Consider the following 19,606-nt stretch of genomic DNA (forward strand, 5'->3'; position numbering starts at 1 on the left):
CGGTCTCGGTGCAACACTCTAGCCCCGGCCGGACGGCCGGTTGCCAGGACATTCCCCTGCTCGCCGAGCCTAGGCGGGGGTGTCCACCCACCCGCAGCCCGCCCGAAGGCGAGAGTGCTTGGGCATCGCCCCCGGCACCGCTAGCGTGCACCACGTGGCCACCGACAGCGCGAATCTGCGCGCCCGACTCGACCGCGCGACCGCCCACCTCGACCCGCCGTACGCCGTGGTTGATCTCCGGGCGTTCGACGCCAACGCCGCCGCCCTCGCCGAGCGCGCCCGGGGTAAGCCGATCCGCCTGGCGAGCAAGTCGGTACGCTGCCGGACGCTGATCTCCCGGGCCCTGGCCGCCCCCGGCTGGGCCGGTGTGCTGGCGTTCACCCTGGCCGAGGCGCTCTGGCTGGTCCGCTGCGGGGTCACCGACGACGCGGTGGTGGCGTACCCCTCGACCGACCGGGCCGCGCTCGCCGAACTAGCCGGTGATCCGACGCTCGCCGCCGCGGTGACCCTGATGATCGATGATCCCGCTCAGCTTGATCTGGTGGACGCCGTCCGCGCCCCAGGCCACCGGCCCGAGCTGCGGGTCTGCCTTGACCTGGACGCCTCCTGGCGACCGCTGGGCGGGCGGCTGCACCTCGGGGTACGCCGCTCGCCAGTGCATGATCCACGGGCGGCCGGCGCCCTCGCCGCCACCGTCGCCGCCCGCTCCGGGTTCCGGCTGGTCGGACTCATGGCGTACGAGGCGCAGATCGCCGGAATGGGCGACGCGCCGCCGGGACGGGCACTGCTCGGCGCGGCGATCCGACTGGTTCAACGCGGGTCGTACCGGGAGCTGCTGGCCCGCCGGAGCGCGGCGGTGGCGGCGGTCCGCGAGCACGCCGAACTGGAGTTCGTCAACGGTGGCGGCACCGGCAGCCTGGCCGCCACCAGCGCCGACCCCGCGGTCACCGAGGTGGCCGCCGGGTCCGGACTGTACGGACCGACGCTCTTCGACACCTACCGGGCCTGGCGCCCGACTCCCGCCGCGTTCTTCGCCTGCGCGGTGGCCCGCCGGCCGGCACCCGGCTACGCCACCGTGCTCGGCGGCGGCTGGATCGCCTCCGGGCCGGCCGAACGCAGTCGCCTCCCCCGCCCGGTCCTCCCGGCCGACCTCCGGTTGGTCGGGGCGGAGGGCGCCGGCGAGGTGCAGACTCCGCTGACCGGCCGGGCCACCGACACACTTCAGATCGGCGACCGGGTCTGGTTCCGGCACGCCAAGGCCGGGGAGCTCGCCGAGCACGTCAACGAGCTCCACCTGGTGGAGGCGGAGACCGTCGGGACGGCCGCCGCCACCTACCGCGGTGAGGGGTGGGCGTTCCTCTGAGGGACGCACCACCGACGCCGGGGCCCGCCCGCCCGGACCGGTTACGGACGGTCCGGGCGGGTGGACACCGATCAGGCTGGCTGGGCGACCTCCACCGGCCGGTCCACGCCCCCCCGAGCGTCAACCTGGCGGTACAGGTACTCCCGGACCAACGCCTTCGCCTCCAAGAGCACCCGGTCGTCGCCCTCCTGCCGCCGGCGGAACGCCAGCTTGATGAGCGCGTCAGCGCCCTCGACCGCGATCTCGAGATGGAACCGAAGCTCCGGGACGTCGGTGAGTCCGAAGCGTTCGGTGAGGACGCGGGCCAGCTGATCCGCGATCACCCCGTTGTTGTCCCGCTGCTCATCGAGCAGGTGCAGGTCGACCACGTCGCCGAAGTGCAGGGTACGGAACCCGGGAACGGTGCGGTGCATCGTGATGTACTCGTCGATTGCCGCGTCAACCCCATCCCACCAGTGGGTCAGGTCGTCAGAGGCGAACCTCTCGTCGAGCCGCTGGAGATAGGACTCCATCGTGCGCAGGGTCAACGCCTGCACGATCGCCCGCTTGTCCGGGAAGAACTGGTAGACCGACCCGATCGCCACCTCGGCGCGCTCGGCGAGCAGCGTCGTGGTCAGCCCCTCGTACCCCACCTCGTCGACGAGCTCCGCACAGGCGTCCAGCATTCGCTGGACCCGAGCGACACTTCGACCCTGCACCGGTACGCGGCGCAGCGGCCCGGTCGTGGCGGCTGGTGTAGACACTCGCCACCCCCCTTCGACGGATGAACATATCTGCACGTCACGAGTCCGTGACTACCGGTACAACGAGCGGAACTCGATTGCGGTATTTACCAGGCACAACGTTCCTGATATGAAGTCACTTCATATTCATGTCGAGGAGCGTCCATGGTCGCTACCGCAGGCTCCGTAAACGCCTGGTCCAACTGGGCCGGTAATCAACGTGGCACCGCCACCAGCGTGCTGCGCCCCACATCGAACGCCGAGATCGCGGAAGCGGTACGGGCCGCCGTCGCAGGCGGAGAGCGTATCCGCCCGGTCGGCAGCGGCCACTCCTTCACCCCCGTCGCCCGGACCGACGGTCATCGGATGGAGCTGACGGGCCTGCCCCACGAGGCGCGGGTCGACCTCGATCGCCGGCTGGTCACGGTACCCGCCGGCACCACGCTTCGCACCCTCAACCGGCTGCTCGCCGGACACGGACTGGCCCTGCCCAACCTCGGTGACATCGACGCGCAGACCGTAGCCGGCGCGATCTCGACGGGCACTCACGGCACCGGCGCCCGATACGGCTGCCTGTCCACCTTCGTCACCGCGCTCACCCTGGTCACCGGCGTCGGCGAGGTGCTGCACTGCTCCGCCGACGAAAACCCGGATGTCTTCGCCGCCGCCCGGGTCTCGCTCGGCGCACTCGGCGTCCTGGTCGACGTCACCCTGAGCTGTGTGGACGCGTTCGTGTTGCACGCCCACGAGCGGCCCGCGCCGCTGGCCGGAGTGCTGGCCGAGTTGCCCGAGCTGGTAGAGCGACACGACCACGTCGAGTTCTACTGGTTCCCATACACCGATCGTGTCCAGGTCAAAAGCAACGACCGGGTACCCGTCAACGACCGTCCGCTGCCGGGCTGGCACCGCTGGCTCAACGACGAATTCCTGTCCAACACGCTTCTCGCCGGAGCCTGCCGGCTCGGCCGAGCCGTACCGGCACTCGCCCCTGGCATCAGCTCCGTCGCCGCGCGGGTGCTCACCGAACGCCGCTACACCGGCCCCTCCGACGCGGTCTTCTGTAGCCCCCGTCGGGTCCGCTTCGTCGAGATGGAGTACGCGCTGCCCCGCGAGGCCCTCGCCCCGGCCCTGGCCGACCTTCGCCGCATCGTGGACCGACTGCCGGTCAAGGTCCTCTTCCCGGCCGAGATCCGGTTCAGCGCCGCCGACGATGTCTGGCTCTCACACGGCTACGGCCGGGACTCCGCGTACCTCGCCGTCCACCAGTACGTGGGGATGCCGTACGAGCCGTACTTCCGTGCCGTCGAAGAGCTGGCCGAAGGGCTTGGCGGCCGGCCGCACTGGGGCAAACTACACTGGCGCGATGCGGCCTCCCTGGCCCCCGCCTATCCCCGGTGGGACAGCTTCCAGGCCGTCCGCGACCGGCTCGACCCGCACCGGGTGTTCGCCAGCGAGCACCTGTCCCGCATCCTCGACTGACCGTACAGCGGTGCGTGCGTCACTCGGCCGCGCTGCCCGCCCGCTTCGGCTTCGCCTGCTTGGCCGCGGTGCTGTTCACCGTCGCGGTCTTCTTCGCTGACTTGGTCGCCGCGGCGGTCTTCTTCGTCGCTGCCGCCTTCTTCGTCGCCTTCTTGGCCGGCGTCGCCTTCTTGGCCGGCGCGGCCTTCTTGGCCGCCTTCTTCCGCGGCGCCGGGCCCTTCGCCCGCTTCTCGGCCAGCATCTCCGACGCCTGCTCCAGGCTCAGTGCCTCCGGCGTCTGACCACGCCGCAACGACGCGTTGGTCTCCCCGTCGGTCACGTACGGCCCGAACCGGCCGTCCTTGATGACCAGCGGCTTCTCGGTCAACGGGTCGGCGCCCAACTCCCGCAGCGGAGGCGCGGGGGCCCGACGCTGCCGGGTCTTCGGAGCGGCCAGCAGAGCCAACGCCTCGTCCAGCGTGACCGTGAACATCTTCTCTTCGGACTCCAGCGACCGGAACTCCTCGCCCCGCTTGACGTACGGGCCGTAGCGGCCGTTGTTGGCGAAGACCTCGTTGCCCTCCGGGTCAGTACCGACCAGCCGAGGCAGGCTCAACAGCCGCAGTGCCTCGTCGAGGGTGAGGGCGTCCGGCGACTGGGAGCGCAGCAGGGACGACTTACGCTCCCCACTGGCCACGTAGGGGCCGAACCGGCCCGACTTGAGCAGAATCGGCTCCCCGGTGGCCGGGTCCTCCCCGAGCTTGCGCTCGCCACCGCCACCGAGGAACAGCTCGTGCACCTTCTCCGGGGTCAGCTCATCCGGGGCCAGCCCCTCCGGAATCGGAGCCCGGTCGCCCTGGCCGCCGCCCTCCTCACCGTCGGCGGCGGCCGCCTCGCCGGGCAACTCCCGCTGTAGGTACGGCCCGTAGCGGCCCACCCGGACGACGACTGGCCGCCCCTCGTCGTCGCTGAAGAGCGGAATCGAGTTGACGCTCCGCGCGTCGATCTCACTCAGATTCTCCGTGACCAGCTTCTTCAGCCCACCGGAGCGGGCAATGTCCTGGTCACCGGCGCCGTTGGTGATGCCGAAGTAGAACGCGGTCAGGAAGTCCACCGCCGCGTGGTCGCCACCGGCGATCTCGTCCAGCTCGTTCTCCATGCTGGCGGTGAAGCCGTAGTCGATCAGGCGCGGGTAGTGCCGCTCCATCAGCCCGACCACGGCGAAGGCCAGGAACGACGGGATCATCGCCTGGCCACGCTTGGCGACATACCCCCGGTCCTGGATGGTCTGCATAATCGACGCATAGGTGGAGGGGCGGCCGATACCCAGCTCCTCCAGCGCCTTGACCAGGGACGCCTCGGTGTAACGGGCGGGCGGCTGGGTGTGGTGCCCCTGCGCGGCGAGCTGCTCGCCGGTCAGCGGCTGGTCCTTCACCAGATGTGGCAGACGCCGCTCGGCATCCTCCGCCTCGGCGTTCTCGTCGTCGCTGGACTCCACGTAGGCACGGAGGAAACCCGGGTCGGTGATGGTCTTACCGGTGGCGCCGAAGTCCGCCTCCTCACCGGCGGCCGTGACGGCACGAATCCGCACCGAAACGCTGGAGCCCACAGCATCGGTCATCTGGGAGGCGATGGTGCGCCGCCAGATCAGTTCGTAAAGCTTGTACTCCTCAACCGACAGCTCGTTGCGCAGCTCACCAGGGGTACGGAAGGTGTCGCCCGCGGGGCGGATCGCCTCATGCGCCTCCTGCGCGTTCTTCACCTTGCCGGTGTAGCGACGCGGCTCCGGTGGAACGCTACGTTCCCCGTACAGCTCGACGATCTGCCGGCGAGCCGCCGCGATGGCGGTCTCCGACAGGTTCACCGAGTCGGTACGCATATAGGTGATGTAGCCGTTCTCGTAGAGCCGCTGCGCGGTCCGCATCGTCTGCTGGGAGGAGAAGCGCAGCTTGCGGGCCGACTCCTGTTGCAGCGTCGAGGTGATGAACGGCGCGTACGGACGGCGACGGTACGGCTTCTCCTCGACCCGGGTGACGGTGAACGGCCGATCCGCCAGCCGGGCGGCCAGCCCCCGGGCCCCGCCCTCGTCGAGGTGCACCACGCCGGCACCGGGACGGACCCGCCCGGTGGTCGGCTCGAAGTCCTTGCCGGTGGCGATCCGGTCACCGTTGAGCGCGACCAGGGTGGCGTTGAAGGTACGGGGGCCCTCGCCGGGCTGTTCGCCGGCGAGCGTGGCGAGGATGTCCCAGTACTCGGCGGTGCGGAACGCCATCCGCTGCCGCTCCCGCTCGACCACGATGCGGGTCGCCACCGACTGCACCCGGCCCGCCGAGAGCTTCGGCATGACCTTCTTCCACAGCACCGGGGACACCTCGTAGCCGTACAACCGGTCGAGGATGCGGCGGGCCTCCTGGGCATCGACCAGATCGCGGTCGATCTCGCGCGGGTTCGCCACCGCGGCCTGGATCGCCGGCTTGGTGATCTCGTGGAAGACCATCCGCTTGACCGGAACCTTCGGCTTGAGCGTCTCCACCAGGTGCCAGGCGATCGCCTCGCCCTCCCGGTCCTCATCCGTGGCCAGGAGGATCTCGTCAACCTCCCGGGCCAGCTTGGTCAACTTGCTGATCTGCTGCCGGCGGTCCGACGAGACGACGTAGAGGGCGTGGAAGCCGTTGTCGACATCGACGCCGAGCCGGGCCCACGCCTCGCCCTTGTACTTCGCCGGCACATCGGCGGCATTGCGCGGCAGGTCGCGGACGTGCCCGAAACTGGCCTCCACGACGTACCCCGGGCCGAGGTAGCCCGAGATCGTCTTGGCCTTCGCCGGGGACTCGACGATGACCAGACGGGTGGTTCCAGTATTGCTCGGCACGTCTCTCTCCGACCTCACTCCCGCATCACGACCGCGGTGCCCGGAACGGGGCGCATTGACCCCGCCGGTGCCCAACAGTCCGGATGTCCAACGTAACGCGTCGTCCGGGATTCCGGTTTCGTGGGCGACAACACCGGAGGGACCCGACCCGGCGTCACCGTACACTGCCCGTAGACCCGACCACCGCTTCCCGTGACGAACAGGACCCAACCCACCCGGTCGGGGGCAGGTGTGTCATCGGGAGGCCACCGCGCCGCCAACCCGACGCTGCGGCTGCCGAGCGCCGCTGCTCAACGGCGGTACGGCCAGGCCGTGTGGGGCACGGTGGGGGGCGGGTCGCCGACCAGTTCGGCGAAGCGGTTCAGCAGTCGGCGTCCGGTGATCCGGTAGGCCAGGCCGTCCGGGCCCGACTCCGGCACGGCGGGCAACCCCACCGCGGCGAGCGCCGCCCCCACCGACGCCACCCGCTGGTGGGCGGCCGGCCCGAGGCGGAGCAGGACGTCGGAGTCCATCACTGCACCGGCCGCGACGAGCCACAGGCGCAGCCCTCGCCCATCCAGGTGGAAGGCGTCGGGCGGATGCTTCGCCGGGCCGTTCAGCCACGCCGCCACCAGCGGCTTCAGCACCCTCGTGTACGCCGTCCGCACGGTATGCCGTCCACCGCCCGCCGCCGCCCAGCTCGTGGGGAGGTGCCGCGCCTCCAACTCGGCGACCAGCACGTGTACCCGCCAGGCGTCGTCGACAACCACGGCCAGACGGGCGGTACCCCCCATTACGGATATATCGGCCGGTCCGGCGAGCAGGCCGGCCACGTCGGCGACGGCGGGTTCGGCGGCCTCGGCGCCGAAGAAGGTGAGCTGACGACCCGCGTCGTCAGATCGAGCGGCGGCAACACCCCGGCCCACGGCCCGGTTGGTGCCGCCCCGGATGGCGGGCGGGGCCAGCAGCTCGGGCGCCGGGAAGAGTCCCGGCGCCGGCTCCCCGTCCACCGGCCCGGTCAACGGCACTCGGGGACCTCGGCGAAGGCGCGTCTCAACTCCTCCGAGTTCAGGTCACTGGCGTCCAACACGCTGGCCTCGTACTCCTGGTTCAGGGTCTGGACCGCGTCCCGCACCCCGTCGTAGAAGACGGTGGTCTGGCTCGTGCTGAGGCTGTCGATGGAGTCCCGGGCCTTGGAGTACGCGTCCCGCATCTGCGCCAGCGACGTGCGGAACCGCTCGGACACCTCGGCGCCCTGCGCCGCCTCGGGGATGCCGGCCTGCTCCACCTGGCGTCGCGCCGTCTCGCTGGCCCGCGCCGCCCCGTCGAAGAGCCGCACGAGGTTCTCCTTGGCCTGAGCCGGACTGGTCTGGGCAGTCATCTGCTGGTCGGTGCTGCTGGTGAGCTTCTTGATCTCGGCTCGCCACGGGGTCATGGCGGAACAGACCGAGGTCGCCCACGCCCCGGGACTCGGCCCGCCACCGCACCCGGCGGTCAGGACAACCGTAGCCAGCACTGCCGCCAGCCTTCCAGCCGCTGCCCGGCACACACGCATGCGTTGCAGCGTACGGTGTCGCGCCGCCCGGTACAGCGCTCAGGTTCACCCGGACGTCCGCACCACCGCCCTCCCCACGCGAGCCAGGAGGACGGCAGTGCGGTGCGGTGTGAACAGTTCAGGTGCGGACCGCCTCCGGACGTTGTTCCGAGCTGCCCGTACCTGTTCCGGGATCAGACATCGACACGCCCTGGCGCTTACTGAACAGCACGGAGGCGACAATGATCAGGGTCGCGACCACGGCGATCGAGATCCGCAGCCCGTTGTTGCGGTCGTCGCCCACGCTCCAGGCCACCACGGCCGGCGCGATCAGCAGCGAGACCAGGTTCATCACCTTGATCAGTGGGTTGATCGCCGGGCCGGCGGTGTCCTTGAACGGGTCGCCGACGGTGTCACCGATGACGGTCGCGGCGTGTGCCTCGGAGCCCTTGCCGCCGTACGCGCCATCCTCGACCATCTTCTTGCTGTTGTCCCAGGCGCCGCCGGAGTTGGCCAGGAAGACGGCCATCAGGGTGCCGGCACCGATCGCCCCAGCCAGGTACGACGCGAGCGCGCCCGGTCCGAGCCCGAAGCCGACCGCGATCGGCGCCATGATCGCCAACAGGCCGGGGGTCAACAGCTCCCGCTGCGCGTCCCGGGTGCAGATGTCGACGACCTTGCCGTACTCGGGGCGCTGGGTACGGTCCATGATCCCGGGCAGTTCCCGGAACTGCCGGCGGACCTCCATGACCACCGCGCCCGCCGAGCGGGACACGGCGTTGATGGCCAACCCGGAGAAGAGGAAGACCACCGCGGCACCGATGATGAGACCGACCAGGTTCCGCGGGTTCGCCACGTTCAGCGAGTTGAGGATCTCGCCGCCGACATCGGTGATGCCCGCGTCGGCGTACGCGATGCGCAGCGTGTCGGTGTACGAGCCGAAGAGCGCGGTCGCGGCCAGCACCGCGGTGGCGATCGCGATGCCCTTGGTGATCGCCTTGGTGGTGTTACCGACCGCGTCCAGTTCGGTCAGCGTGCGGGCGCCGTCCGCATCGATGTCGCCGGACATCTCCGCCACGCCCTGAGCGTTGTCGGAGATGGGACCGAAGGTGTCCATCGCGACGATGACGCCGACCGTGGTGAGCAGTCCGGTACCGGCCAACGCGACGGCGAACAGCGACAGCGTGATGGAGCTGCCGCCGAGCAGGAAGGCGCCGAAGACGCCAGCCCCGATCAGCAGCGCCGAGTAGACCGCGGACTCCAGACCGACACCGATGCCGGCGAGGATGACGGTGGCCGGGCCGGTCTGTGAGCTGCGGCCGATGTCCTGCACCGGGCGGCGGTCGGTCTCGGTGAAGTAGCCGGTCAGTGCCTGGATCGCGGCGGCCAGCACGATACCGATGACGACCGCGCCGATGGCCACCACGCGCGGGTTCTGGTCAACGTCGGCCAGCCCCTGCGTCAACTCGGCGAAGCTGGCCGGCAGGTACGTCCAGGCCGCGATGGCAACCAGCACCGCGGAGATGAGCGCGGAGGCGTAGAAGGCCCGGTTGATGGCGGTCAGGCCGGAGCGGTCCGAGGTGCGCAGCCGGGTGATAAAGACGCCGATGATCGCAACGATCACACCGATACCGGAGACGATCAGCGGGAAGACCAGCCCCTGCTCGCCGAAGGCGGCCCGGCCGAGGATCAGCGCCGCGACCAGGGTCACCGCGTACGACTCGAACAGGTCGGCGGCCATGCCGGCGCAGTCGCCCACGTTGTCGCCCACGTTGTCGGCGATGGTGGCGGCGTTGCGCGGATCGTCCTCGGGGATGCCCTGCTCCACCTTGCCGACCAGGTCAGCACCAACGTCGGCGGCCTTGGTGAAGATGCCGCCGCCGACCCGCATGAACATGGCGAGCAGCGCGGCGCCGAAGCCGAAGCCTTCCAGCACGGTCGGGGCGTCGCCCCGGTAGAAGAGGACGACCAGCGCCGCGCCGAGGAGACCGAGGCCGACGGTCAGGAAGCCGACAACGCCGCCGGTACGGAATGCGATCCGCATGGCGGTCTCCCGGCCACCCACCCGCTCCCGGGCTGCGGCGGCGACGCGCAGGTTGGCCCGGGTCGCCAGCCACATGCCGGCGCCCCCGATGAACGCGCTGAAGAGCGCGCCGATGACGAAGAAGGCCGACCGGCCGATCTTGACCGCGGTCTCACTGCCGTCGGTCTCGTGCACCGGCAGCAGGAAGAGCAGCAGCACGGCGACGACCACGAAGATCGCCAGGGTACGGAACTGCCGGAGCAGGTATGCCGAGGCGCCCTCCTGCACCGCCCCCGAGATTTCCTGCATATTGGTGGTGCCCCTGCCGGCGGCCAGCACGGTCCGCGTCAGCGCGGCGGCGAAGGCCAGCGCCACGGCCGCGATCACGGCGGCGAGAACCACGTAGGTGACATTGCTCCCGGTGAGGGAGATCCCGCCGCCCTCGGCGGCCAAGGTGTCGGACATCTGTGTCCTCCTGTACCGAACGCTCGCGCCGACCGTTGGAGACGCAGGGCCGGCGCCTGGATGCGGTGTCGCAAGCACGCGCCAACCCACCGAGCGGACCAACGATGGAGCACCGTTCCCGCTGGCTGCGGAAGGGTTCACTTGCTGACAACCCGGGTACTGTAGCTGTCCGCAGTGTCAGAGGTCACACCTGGTGGTCATCGTGTCGGAATGATCTCCATCGCTGTGCTATGAAGAAAACTCTGATATAGCGAAGCGCCGATAGGGATCAAGAGGACAACCAGCCCACCACCTGCCCCCAACCCAGGACAAGGCCGCCCCGGACAGGCCCCGAGGGGCAACGGTCGGGCCAGACGGGTCGGCGCGGGGTTCGGGCCCGGGCAGGAGTCGGGCTGGCAGGTCGGAGCGGGAAACCGGGCGGCGCTTCGGCGCGCTCAGTGGCCGACCGGCCACACCATCCGCACCTCGGTACCGATGCCCCCCTCCGCGGGACGCACCAGGAGGTCATCGACGAAGCCAGCGAGCAGCGCGAAGCCGACGCCGGTGGTCAACGCATCCTCGCTGAGTGACTCCCGGGCCAGTTCGTACGGCGGCAACGCCGCAAGATCGGCTCCGGCCTCGAGCGGCGCCCGGTCCACCACCCGAACGGCATACGTCCCAGAATCGGACATCTCAACCCGCACTGGGTCAGAAAGGTTGTACTGCTGGTGCAACGCCACCGCCCGGGTACACGCCTCACCGATCGCCAGTCGCACCTCGTCCAGCAGGCCCTGTCGGACCCCCGCGCGCCGCGCCACGGCGACACCGACCAACCGCGCCGTGCGGACATGCACCGGCGCGGGCGAGAAAGAGAGACGGACCACGGCCATCACACGCCGGTCGCCGCGTCAACCGTCGGATACAGCGGGAATACCTGGTCAAGCGCGGTGATGCGGAAGATCTTCAGCAGTGGCTCCCGGTCGCAGACCAAGGCGAAGGAACCGCCGACGGTCCGCAGCCGTTTGAGGGCACCCACCAGCACACCAAGCCCGGTGGAGTCGAGGAAGTCGACTCCACCCAGGTCAACCACGACGTGCTCGACCCCGGCATCGATCAACTCGAGGAGTCCTTCCCGGAGCTGAGGTGCGGTGTAGACATCCACCTCACCGCCGACCACGACCACCGCGAACTCCCCCACGGTGCGCGTCGCCAGCGACAGCTCCATCAGATCCTCCTCGCAAGAGCCGTAAACTCTCCACGGGCATTCAACCATCACCACGGGTGACACTGGATACCACCAGCGCCCCGTCGGGCAGGCACCGCGCCCCGAACCAACGCTACCCATCCCCGAACACCAGTGCGAGAGTGCAGGACGTGACCTCCGACAGCCCGGCGCCCCGGCCGCGGCGCCCCGGCCGGCCGCCGTCACCCACGGCCACCCGCGCCGCAGCCCCCGGGCCGTCCCCGACAGAGCTGCTGGGCCAGCTACGCGCCCGGCATGACGCCGACCCGGTAACCCACGTCGAACGGGTACCCGCCCGCGCCGGCGAGCCCGCGCCGTGGCCCAGCTGGGTCCCGGCGGATCTGCACGCGGCGTTCACCCGGCAGGGCGTGGAGACACCGTGGCAGCACCAGGCCGAAGCCGCCGATCTCGCCCACACCGGCAGCCACGTCGTCGTCGCCACCGGCACGGCATCCGGCAAGTCCCTGGCCTACCAGCTCCCGGCGCTGTCAACGCTGCTCACCGACCCCCGCGCCACCGTGCTCTACCTCGCTCCCACCAAAGCACTCGCTGTTGACCAGCTACGGGCCATCACCGAGCTGGAGCTGGACGGAGTACGCCCCGCCTGCTACGACGGAGACACCCCCCGGGCCGAACGGGAATGGATCCGGCAGCACGCGCGGTTCGTGCTGACCAACCCCGACATGCTCCACCACGGCATCCTGCCCGGCCATGCCCAGTGGACGAGGTTCCTCCGCCGGCTCGCGTACGTGGTGGTGGACGAGTGCCACAGCTACCGGGGCGTCTTCGGCTCGCAGGTGGCGCACGTGCTGCGCCGACTGCGCCGGCAGTGCACTCGGATCGGCCGTACGCCGGTCTTCGTGCTGGCCTCCGCCACCTCGGGTGACCCGGCCGTGACGGCCGAACGACTCACCGGCCTGCCCGTGGCGGCGGTCACCGGAGACACCTCGCCCCGCGGCGGGGTGACCTTCGCGCTGTGGGAGCCGCCGACGCTGCCCACCCCGACCACCTCCCCCGACGACACCGACCTCGCGCCGGTACGTCGATCCGCGCTGCGAGAAACCGCCGACCTGCTCGCCGACGCGGTGGCCGCGGGGGTCCGCACGCTCGCCTTCGTCCGGTCCCGACGGGGGGCCGAGGCGGTGGCCGCCAACGCCCGCCGGGCCCTCGACGAGGCGGTATCCGGGCTGGGTAACCAGGTGGCCGCCTACCGCGCCGGCTACCTGCGCGAGGAGCGACGCGAACTGGAACGGTCCCTCCTCAGCGGTGAGCTGCGCGGACTCGCCTCAACCAACGCCCTCGAACTCGGCGTCGACCTGGTCGGGCTGGACGCGGTGCTGATCTGCGGCTACCCCGGCACCCGCGCCTCGCTCTGGCAGCAGGCCGGGCGGGCCGGACGCTCCGGCCAGGAGGCGCTGGCGGTGCTGGTCGCCCGGGACGATCCGCTCGACAGCTACCTCGTCCACCACCCCGAGGCGGTCTTCGGGGCACCGGTCGAGGCGACCGTGCTCGACCCCACCAATCCGTACGTGCTCGGGCCGCAGCTCGCCTGCGCCGCCGCCGAGGCACCACTCACCCCGGCCGACCTGGACCTGTTCGGGGACGGCGCGAAAGAGGCGGTGGACGCTCTGGTCGAGGCCGGTGCGCTCCGACAGCGCCCCACCGGGTGGTACTGGCGCCACCGCGAGCGCCCCCAGGTGGAGCTACGCGGCGGAGACGGCGCACCGATCTGCGTGGTGGAGACGGCGACCGGGCGGCTGCTCGGCACGGTCGACGGCGGGTCGTCGCACTTCCTGCTGCATCCCGGGGCGGTCTACCTGCACCAGGGCGTCTCGTACGTGGTCGACACCCTCGACCTCGCCGACGGGTGCGCGCTGGTGCACCCCGAGGAGCCGGACTGGTCCACCCATGCCCGCGATGTCACGTCGCTGTCGGTGGTGGCGGTCCGGTCGTACGTGGACGCCGGACCGGTCGGGCTCTTTCTCGGTGAGGTCGACGTGACCAGCCAGGTGGTGTCCTACCAGCGACGCCGAATTGCCACCGGCGAGGTCATCGACACCCGCCCCCTGGACCTACCCGCCCGGGAGCTGCGAACCGTGGCGGTGTGGTTCACGCTCTCGCCGGAGTCCCTCACCGCGAGTGGAGTCGACCCGGCCGACGTGCCGGGCGCGCTGCACGCCGCCGAGCACGCCGCGATCGGGTTGCTGCCGCTGACCGCCACCTGCGACCGGTGGGACATCGGCGGCTTGTCAACCGCGATGCATCCCGACACCGGGGCACCGACCGTCTTCGTCTACGACGGCCACTCCGGCGGGGCCGGCTTCGCCGAGCGGGCGTATGCAACGGCGGCGACATGGCTCCGGGCTACCCGGGATGTGGTCACGGACTGTGGCTGCGAGTTCGGCTGCCCGTCCTGCGTCCAGTCCCCGAAGTGCGGCAACGGCAACAATCCACTGTCCAAGCCGGACGCGGTCCGGGTCCTCGACGTCGTACTGGCCAACCTGCCATCCGGAACGGTTCAGGCCAGCCGGGCGTCCTGAGCGCCGACGGGCCCGGCGTTCCCCGGCACTCCCGCGTCCGCTGCCAGCCAGCGAACCGGCCGGGGTGTATGTGCGCTCAACCGCGCAGCGGGCCGGCCCGGGCCCGCCCGGTCGCGGCCCGGACCAGGCCCGGTAGCACAGTGGCGGTCACTTCCACGGTGACCAGCAGGTCCAAGCCCTCGAGCTGGCAGCTGACGAGCCGGCCACCGTTGTCGGTGACGATCGCCCGGGCCGACTCGCACGCGATGGTGGCGCCGAGCATGGCGGACGCCGCGCCGGCGAGCGCACCCAGGTCCGCCGCGACACCTGCCTGCTGTCGGGCTATCCGAGCCCCACCAACCGCCGCGCCCACCACCCCGAAGGCGACGAACGCGACCCCGACCGCGAGCAGCAGGACCGTGGCACCGCCCCGGTCGCCACCAGCGGACATCCGCCGCCTCTCCTCGCCGGCCGCCTTCCGTCCCAACCGAGCCCCCTCGTCCCGGCCGGCAGCGGGGCACCCCCGGCCACCGCCGGTCACCGGCTCACTCCCGCTCCACCGACGACAGCTTCGGCCAGTGGGAGGAAGGGCTCAGGGCCAGGTTCGACTGCGGCCACGGTGGTCGCCGTGACCGTCAGTCGGGGCATTCGCGCCCCGAGAGCCCGGACCGGAGCGCGAACAGTGACGCGTACCCGCTGCCCGTCTTTGTCGATCGACACCTTGGCTCCCGGTGGGGCTACCGCACGGACCACGGCCCACCCATCCGCACCCCGGGAGGCGGCGATCGCCGCCTCCCGGGCTGCGTGCAGACAGGCGCCCTTGGTACCCACCGCGTCGACCGCCGTCAGACCAACGAAGAGGAACACGAGCAGCGCCGGCAGGCCGGCCGCCAGTTCGGCGGTAAAGGAGCCCCGGTCTCGGCCGGCCCACCGGCACCGCCTCACTGAAGTGCCCGGTCGATGACGGCGGTCAACGCGGTCTGCACGTTGTCAGAGGTGAGCACCTTGAGTAGAAGCCCGGCGAAGGCGACTGCGGCAAGCGTGCCGACGGCGTACTCGGCGGTGTTCATCCCGGCGTCGCCTCGAAGCCGGGCGGTGATTCTGCGCATGTCCATGCGTCCTTTCTCGAGATTGGTCAGAGCACGTCGCCGAGAACGGCGACGATCACCGGCACCAGGCCGGCGAGAATGAAGGCCGGTAGGAAGCAGAGCCCCAACGGCAGCACGATCAGAACCCCGGACCGCTGGGCTGTCGCCTCGGCCGCCGTGGTCCGGTCGGCCCGCAGGTCGTCGGCGAGGCGTGTCAACGCACCCGCCAGGGAAGCACCGCTGGTTGCCGAGCGGAGCGCGGCGCCGACCAGGCGCTCGGCGCCGGGCACCGCCGCAAGCGTTGACCACGCCTCCGCAGGCTCCGCTCCAAGGCGAAGGAGACGCCCGACCCGGGCGAGCCGCTCCGCCAGAGGCCCGTCGAGCGCCTCTGCCACCGCCAGTACCGATCGGTCAACCGGGGCACCGGCGCGCATCGCCGACGCGAGTAGGTCAGCGGCGAGCGGCAGGGCCGCGTTCTCCCGTCGGCGCCGTTCCCGGGCGGCCGGTGACTCGACCCGCCGCAGCAGGCGGTCGAGCAACACCACGACGGGCAGGGCGCCAAGCAGGCCCGGCACTCCACCAACCAGCACAGCGATCGCCACGGCGGCGAGCACTGCGACGAGCCGAATCGCGTCCCGCCGGTGACGGGACTCCGCCGGAGCCTCACCCGCCGACCTGATCAGCGGAGGGCCGGGCGGGACCCGGTCAAGGTCGCGCAGCCGACGGATCGGACGACGCCTCCTCCACCCGAGTCTGCCCAGCAGGGCTGGCAGGGACCAACGCTCGGCGGTCAGCACCGGCGGGGTCATCCGATGTCCCCGCCGCGGATCGCGGTAAGCCGCTCCGCCCAGAACAACCCGGCGACCTGGAGCATGACTGCAAGGACCGCGCAGCTACCGCCAACCGCCGAGTGCAGGAGCACCGCGACCGGGTCGACACCGATGCCGTATCCCAGACCAATGCCGCCGAGCGGAAGTGCCGCGAGCAGCCAGGCGGTCGCCCGTGCCCCGGCCGCCTGCGCCGCCGCCGTGGCCCGGCCTCGGTCGGCGGCGCGGGCGTCCACGTCGATCCGTTCCAGCAGGTCGGCAAGGGGTGCACCGGTGCGATCCGCGAGCCGGACAGCCGACCGGATCAGGGTGCTGCCCGACCTCCCAGCCGCCGACAGCGCCGTGGACTGGCCCACCGACAGGCCGGCCCGTAGGTCAGCGGCGAGGTCACAGAGTTGGTCGAGGTGACGACGGCGAAGCTGGTCGGCCTGCCGGGCCGCCCATCGCCTCAGCAACGCCCGAACTCCCAGCATGCCGTACGTACCGGTGACGACGGCCGCGACCGGACCGCCCAGCAGGGCACCCACGGCGACGGCCAGCATGCCCGCCACCAGCAGAGTGCGCCGGGGCGCCGCCACCAGGGGGCCGTACCTGGCGGAAGTCGGCGGGGACACCGCCACCCGCGAGCCGGACACCGGAGCAGCCCGACGGCCACCGGGCATCAGATGAGCCGCCCCGCTCGGACGTCTCGAGTCATGCCGGGTCGGCGGCCCCGCCGAACGATCCTGCCCGCGTCGCCGGGGCCGCACCACCACCGGCTTCGACCGCACCGCGTCCCGCTCCGCCCCGGGCCCGCAGCTGGACGGCGGGGTGCTGCGCCGCAGACTGGACACCCAGGTCACCAGTGGGTCGTCAGCGGCACCCGAGTCGCCGGTGGCATGGACCCGTCGCCGGACGAACCGGGTCAACGGCCAAGCCGTGACGACCGTCAGGGCGACCAGGAGCAGAAGCAGCAGAAGCTGAACCGAGGTCATCCCACACCTGCCTGACCGGGCCAGGGCCCCCGAAGGATCGGTGGCACCGCCACCTCCCGCCTGCCCAGTAACTCGGCCAGCGTCCGGGCAGCCGGGCCGGGGCCGCTGTCAAGGCCCCAGGCTGGAACCGCCCTGACCAGCCGATCAGGGCCTTCCGGCAGAAGTAGGCAGATGGAATCCAGTGCCCGTCCCCGATCCGCGCGACGGACATGCAGCACCACCTGGAGTGCCGCCGCCACCTGAGCGTGCAGTGCGGGCCGGGGCAATCCACCGAGGAGACCGAGTGCCTCGAGCCGAGCCGGCACATCCGACGGGGTGTTGGCGTGCAGCGTCCCGGCACCACCCTCGTGACCGGTATTCATGGCCACCAACAGGTCGACGATCTCCCGGCCGCGGCACTCGCCGACGACGAGGCGGTCCGGTCGCATCCGCAGCGCCTGCCGGACCAGGTCGGTCAGGCCCACCGCACCTACACCCTCCACATTGGCTGTACGTGCCTGGAGGCCGACGACATGGGGATGTACGGGGTGCAGCTCAGCCGCGTCCTCTACCAGCACGATCCGCTCCGTGCCCGAAACCAGGCCAAGTAGCGTGTTGAGCAATGTGGTCTTGCCGGAACCGGTGCCGCCGACCACGAGGTACGCGAGCCGGGCCGCCACCACCGCGGCCAGCACCGGGGCGACCGCCCGTGGCACGGCCCCCTGACCAACCATCTCGTCGAGCGTGAACGGGCGCTGCCGGAAGGTCCGCAGGGACAGGTATGGACCGTCGGTGGCCACTGGTGGCAGGACCGCGTGTAGTCGGGTGCCGTCGGCGAGCCGCGCGTCGACGCACGGCGAGCCGTCGTCCAGCCGCCTCCCCGCGCTGGCTGCGAGCCGCTGCGCGAGCCGCCGGACGTCGTCCACCGAACCCACCGGTACCGCGACCTCTTTCAGGCCCTCCCCTCGGTCGACCCAGACGTGAACGTTGTTGACGAGGACATCGGTGACGCGTGGATCGACCAACAGCGGGGCCAACGGACCGGCGCCCACCAGGTCGTCGTGCACTCGGTCGGCGAGGCGGAGCAGCGTGGTGTCGCCGAGCACCGCGGCGGCCGGCTCGGCGCGCACGGCGGAGACGATCGCCGCCGGGGTGACCGGAGTTGACGAGGACGCGATTCGCTGTCGGACTCTCGCGGCGAGGCCGTCGTCCGCCTTGGTCATGCCGCCCCCGGCGCCGCACCGGTCAGTTCGTTGAGGAGTCGTTGGCACAGGGCGGCCAGTGGGCCCCGCCCGTCGGCCGCCGGTGCTTGGCCCCGTTCCAGTCCACGGCCGAGCGCCGGCTCCAGGCGCACCGTGCCGGCCAGCGGCAACCCGAGCGTCCGCGCGAGCTCGGTGGGCTTGAGCCGGCCAGGGGCGGGGCCACGGACGATCAGGGAGAGGTCGGCGCAGTGTGGTGCGGCGGCGCTGACCACCCGAGCGGCAGCGGCGGTCGCGCGGAGCTCGGCGGGTACCACGACGAAGGCCCGGTCGACCGACTGTAGGGCAGTCACCGCCGCGTCATCCAGGTGCCGGGGCAGGTCAACCACGACCACGTCCCGGGCCCGCCGGGCAGCGTCGAGGGTCGCCGCCATCGCCACGGCCGGCAACAACCGAAGATCACCTCGGTCCCACGAGAGGACCACCAGGTCGCCCCGGCTGGGCAGGGCCCGCACCAGCGACGAGGCGTCCACCCGGCCGTCGGCGTCGGTCAGCGCGGGCCAGCGCAATCCGCCCAGTTGTTCCCAGCCGAGCACCAGATCCAGCCCGCCTCCGAGCGGGTCGGCGTCAACCAGCAGCGTCCGCAGCCGGGCGCGGGCCGCTGTGACAGCGAGCCCGCCGGCGAGGACACTGGCGCCGGCACCGCCCCGTCCGCCAAGGACGGCGACGACCCGGGCCGCTACCGGGTCTGGTTGCTCCGGGCCGCACTCGACGAAACGATCAACCAGCCAGGGCTCGGCGGCGGGCAGGACGGCCACGAACTCGGCACCCATCAGGTCGGCCACATCCCGGCCCGGGTCGAGGTGCCCGGCGTGGCCGACCAGCACCAACCGCCGCCGGTGCGGCAACCGTGCCCGCAGGCACGGCTGCGCCTGGTCGCTGCCGACCAGCACCAGGGGCGCGGGAGACCAGCGGGACCGGGCGGCCACCGGGTCCGGCGCGAGGTCGACCTCGACGCCGCCGGCCGCGGCGAGCCGCAACAGGTCGTCCAGGAGCACGTCGTCGGAGGTCACGAGGAGGGGCAGGCGGCACGGGGGCGGTACGGCGGGGCGAGGTGGCATCACGGCCTCCAGCAGTCGGCTCGGGCTTCGCTGGTCTGGAAGCGTGCGCGACCCGGCTGTCCCGAGGGCGGCCCCGGCTGCTGGTCTGTGGACGGGGACGGCACCTGTGGACAGAGTCCGCCCGAATAGTTGATCTGCTATGCCCGCGACGCTCGCACCCTCGACTACCCACCCCTGGCCAACGTCGGACAGCAGGCCACGGCCCGACCCGGCCCTGACTGGTGCGGGCGGGTCAACAACTGGCCGAACCCACACGTCCGG

At 71.5% G+C, this 19,606-nt stretch carries 17 protein-coding genes; 3 read left to right on the forward strand and 14 right to left on the reverse strand.

Annotation, left to right across the window (positions count from 1 at the left end; translation table 11 throughout):
* Positions 1 to 154: 154 nt before the first annotated feature.
* Complete coding sequence (locus tag STROP_RS20285; RefSeq protein ID WP_028680649.1) at positions 155 to 1,363, forward strand: amino acid deaminase/aldolase; 1,209 nt, start codon at positions 155 to 157, stop codon at positions 1,361 to 1,363.
* A 71-nt stretch (positions 1,364 to 1,434) separates the two neighbouring features.
* Here the strand turns inward: STROP_RS20285 and STROP_RS20290 are convergent, their stop codons facing one another.
* Positions 1,435 to 2,028 (reverse strand): TetR/AcrR family transcriptional regulator, encoded by a 594-nt coding sequence (locus STROP_RS20290; protein ID WP_012015223.1) that lies wholly within the window; start codon positions 2,026 to 2,028, stop codon positions 1,435 to 1,437.
* Between the two features lie 222 nt (positions 2,029 to 2,250).
* Here STROP_RS20290 and STROP_RS20295 point away from each other — a divergent pair, with 222 nt between their 5' ends.
* Positions 2,251 to 3,564 (forward strand): D-arabinono-1,4-lactone oxidase, encoded by a 1,314-nt coding sequence (locus STROP_RS20295; protein WP_012015224.1) that lies wholly within the window; start codon positions 2,251 to 2,253, stop codon positions 3,562 to 3,564.
* Between the two features lie 19 nt (positions 3,565 to 3,583).
* On the opposite strand, the gene topA is transcribed toward STROP_RS20295, so the two are convergent.
* The 6 genes from topA to STROP_RS20325 form a co-directional block, all read right to left on the reverse strand.
* Positions 3,584 to 6,415 carry a type I DNA topoisomerase gene (topA, locus tag STROP_RS20300; protein ID WP_012015225.1) on the reverse strand — a complete coding sequence of 944 codons (2,832 nt, stop codon included), beginning with the start codon at positions 6,413 to 6,415 and terminating at the stop codon, positions 3,584 to 3,586.
* Between the two features lie 290 nt (positions 6,416 to 6,705).
* Entirely contained in the window at positions 6,706 to 7,422 is a 717-nt protein-coding gene (locus tag STROP_RS20305) for a hypothetical protein (RefSeq protein WP_012015226.1), read from the reverse strand.
* On the reverse strand, positions 7,413 to 7,949 hold the full coding sequence (locus STROP_RS20310; protein ID WP_012015227.1) for a hypothetical protein: 537 nt from the start codon (positions 7,947 to 7,949) through the stop codon (positions 7,413 to 7,415). Before STROP_RS20310 ends, STROP_RS20305 begins: the two co-directional genes overlap by 10 nt.
* A gap of 118 nt (positions 7,950 to 8,067) precedes the next feature.
* The gene (locus tag STROP_RS20315) at positions 8,068 to 10,416 is read right to left on the reverse strand and encodes a sodium-translocating pyrophosphatase (RefSeq protein WP_012015228.1); all 2,349 of its coding nucleotides are present in this window, start codon (positions 10,414 to 10,416) and stop codon (positions 8,068 to 8,070) included.
* Positions 10,417 to 10,850: 434 nt separating this feature from the next.
* A complete protein-coding gene (locus STROP_RS20320; protein ID WP_018830801.1) occupies positions 10,851 to 11,285 on the reverse strand; it encodes an ATP-binding protein in 435 nt (144 codons plus the stop codon).
* Positions 11,285 to 11,620, reverse strand: coding sequence for an STAS domain-containing protein (locus STROP_RS20325; RefSeq protein ID WP_026275843.1), 336 nt, complete (start codon positions 11,618 to 11,620; stop codon positions 11,285 to 11,287). The genes STROP_RS20320 and STROP_RS20325 overlap by 1 nt, the downstream gene beginning before the upstream one ends.
* Before the next feature lie 149 nt (positions 11,621 to 11,769).
* Here STROP_RS20325 and STROP_RS20330 point away from each other — a divergent pair, with 149 nt between their 5' ends.
* The gene (locus STROP_RS20330) at positions 11,770 to 14,178 is read left to right on the forward strand and encodes a DEAD/DEAH box helicase (RefSeq protein ID WP_012015231.1); all 2,409 of its coding nucleotides are present in this window, start codon (positions 11,770 to 11,772) and stop codon (positions 14,176 to 14,178) included.
* 76 nt (positions 14,179 to 14,254) lie between these two features.
* On the opposite strand, the gene STROP_RS20335 is transcribed toward STROP_RS20330, so the two are convergent.
* From STROP_RS20335 to ssd, 7 genes are read right to left on the reverse strand one after another with little or no spacing between them, the layout of a single operon-like run.
* Entirely contained in the window at positions 14,255 to 14,698 is a 444-nt protein-coding gene (locus STROP_RS20335; protein WP_012015232.1) for an Rv3654c family TadE-like protein, read from the reverse strand.
* On the reverse strand, positions 14,695 to 15,102 hold the full coding sequence (locus tag STROP_RS20340) for a TadE family type IV pilus minor pilin (protein ID WP_012015233.1): 408 nt from the start codon (positions 15,100 to 15,102) through the stop codon (positions 14,695 to 14,697). Before STROP_RS20340 ends, STROP_RS20335 begins: the two co-directional genes overlap by 4 nt.
* Entirely contained in the window at positions 15,099 to 15,272 is a 174-nt protein-coding gene (locus tag STROP_RS24285) for a DUF4244 domain-containing protein (protein WP_012015234.1), read from the reverse strand. The genes STROP_RS20340 and STROP_RS24285 overlap by 4 nt, the downstream gene beginning before the upstream one ends.
* A 20-nt stretch (positions 15,273 to 15,292) precedes the next feature.
* Complete coding sequence (locus STROP_RS20345; protein WP_012015235.1) at positions 15,293 to 16,054, reverse strand: type II secretion system F family protein; 762 nt, start codon at positions 16,052 to 16,054, stop codon at positions 15,293 to 15,295.
* The gene (locus tag STROP_RS20350; RefSeq protein WP_012015236.1) at positions 16,051 to 17,046 is read right to left on the reverse strand and encodes a type II secretion system F family protein; all 996 of its coding nucleotides are present in this window, start codon (positions 17,044 to 17,046) and stop codon (positions 16,051 to 16,053) included. Before STROP_RS20350 ends, STROP_RS20345 begins: the two co-directional genes overlap by 4 nt.
* Entirely contained in the window at positions 17,043 to 18,248 is a 1,206-nt protein-coding gene (locus tag STROP_RS20355) for a TadA family conjugal transfer-associated ATPase (protein ID WP_012015237.1), read from the reverse strand. Before STROP_RS20355 ends, STROP_RS20350 begins: the two co-directional genes overlap by 4 nt.
* Positions 18,245 to 19,297, reverse strand: coding sequence for a septum site-determining protein Ssd (gene ssd, locus STROP_RS20360; RefSeq protein ID WP_026275185.1), 1,053 nt, complete (start codon positions 19,295 to 19,297; stop codon positions 18,245 to 18,247). The genes STROP_RS20355 and ssd overlap by 4 nt, the downstream gene beginning before the upstream one ends.
* Positions 19,298 to 19,606 lie beyond the last annotated feature (309 nt).

The sequence above is a fragment of the Salinispora tropica CNB-440 genome (assembly GCF_000016425.1).
Classification (GTDB): domain Bacteria; phylum Actinomycetota; class Actinomycetes; order Mycobacteriales; family Micromonosporaceae; genus Micromonospora; species Micromonospora tropica.

Excerpts from the sequence above, each read along its gene's own strand:
- STROP_RS20290 (WP_012015223.1), bottom strand. The coding sequence starts at position 2,028 with ATGCTGGACGCCTGTGCGGAGCTCGTCGACGAGGTGGGGTACGAGGGG.
- STROP_RS20295 (WP_012015224.1), top strand. The coding sequence starts at position 2,251 with ATGGTCGCTACCGCAGGCTCCGTAAACGCCTGGTCCAACTGGGCCGGT.
- STROP_RS20310 (WP_012015227.1), bottom strand. The coding sequence starts at position 7,949 with ATGCGTGTGTGCCGGGCAGCGGCTGGAAGGCTGGCGGCAGTGCTGGCT.
- STROP_RS20315 (WP_012015228.1), bottom strand. The coding sequence starts at position 10,416 with ATGTCCGACACCTTGGCCGCCGAGGGCGGCGGGATCTCCCTCACCGGG.
- STROP_RS20320 (WP_018830801.1), bottom strand. The coding sequence starts at position 11,285 with ATGGCCGTGGTCCGTCTCTCTTTCTCGCCCGCGCCGGTGCATGTCCGC.
- STROP_RS20325 (WP_026275843.1), bottom strand. The coding sequence starts at position 11,620 with ATGGAGCTGTCGCTGGCGACGCGCACCGTGGGGGAGTTCGCGGTGGTC.
- STROP_RS24285 (WP_012015234.1), bottom strand. The coding sequence starts at position 15,272 with ATGGACATGCGCAGAATCACCGCCCGGCTTCGAGGCGACGCCGGGATG.
- STROP_RS20345 (WP_012015235.1), bottom strand. The coding sequence starts at position 16,054 with ATGACCCCGCCGGTGCTGACCGCCGAGCGTTGGTCCCTGCCAGCCCTG.
- STROP_RS20350 (WP_012015236.1), bottom strand. The coding sequence starts at position 17,046 with ATGACCTCGGTTCAGCTTCTGCTGCTTCTGCTCCTGGTCGCCCTGACG.
- STROP_RS20355 (WP_012015237.1), bottom strand. The coding sequence starts at position 18,248 with ATGACCAAGGCGGACGACGGCCTCGCCGCGAGAGTCCGACAGCGAATC.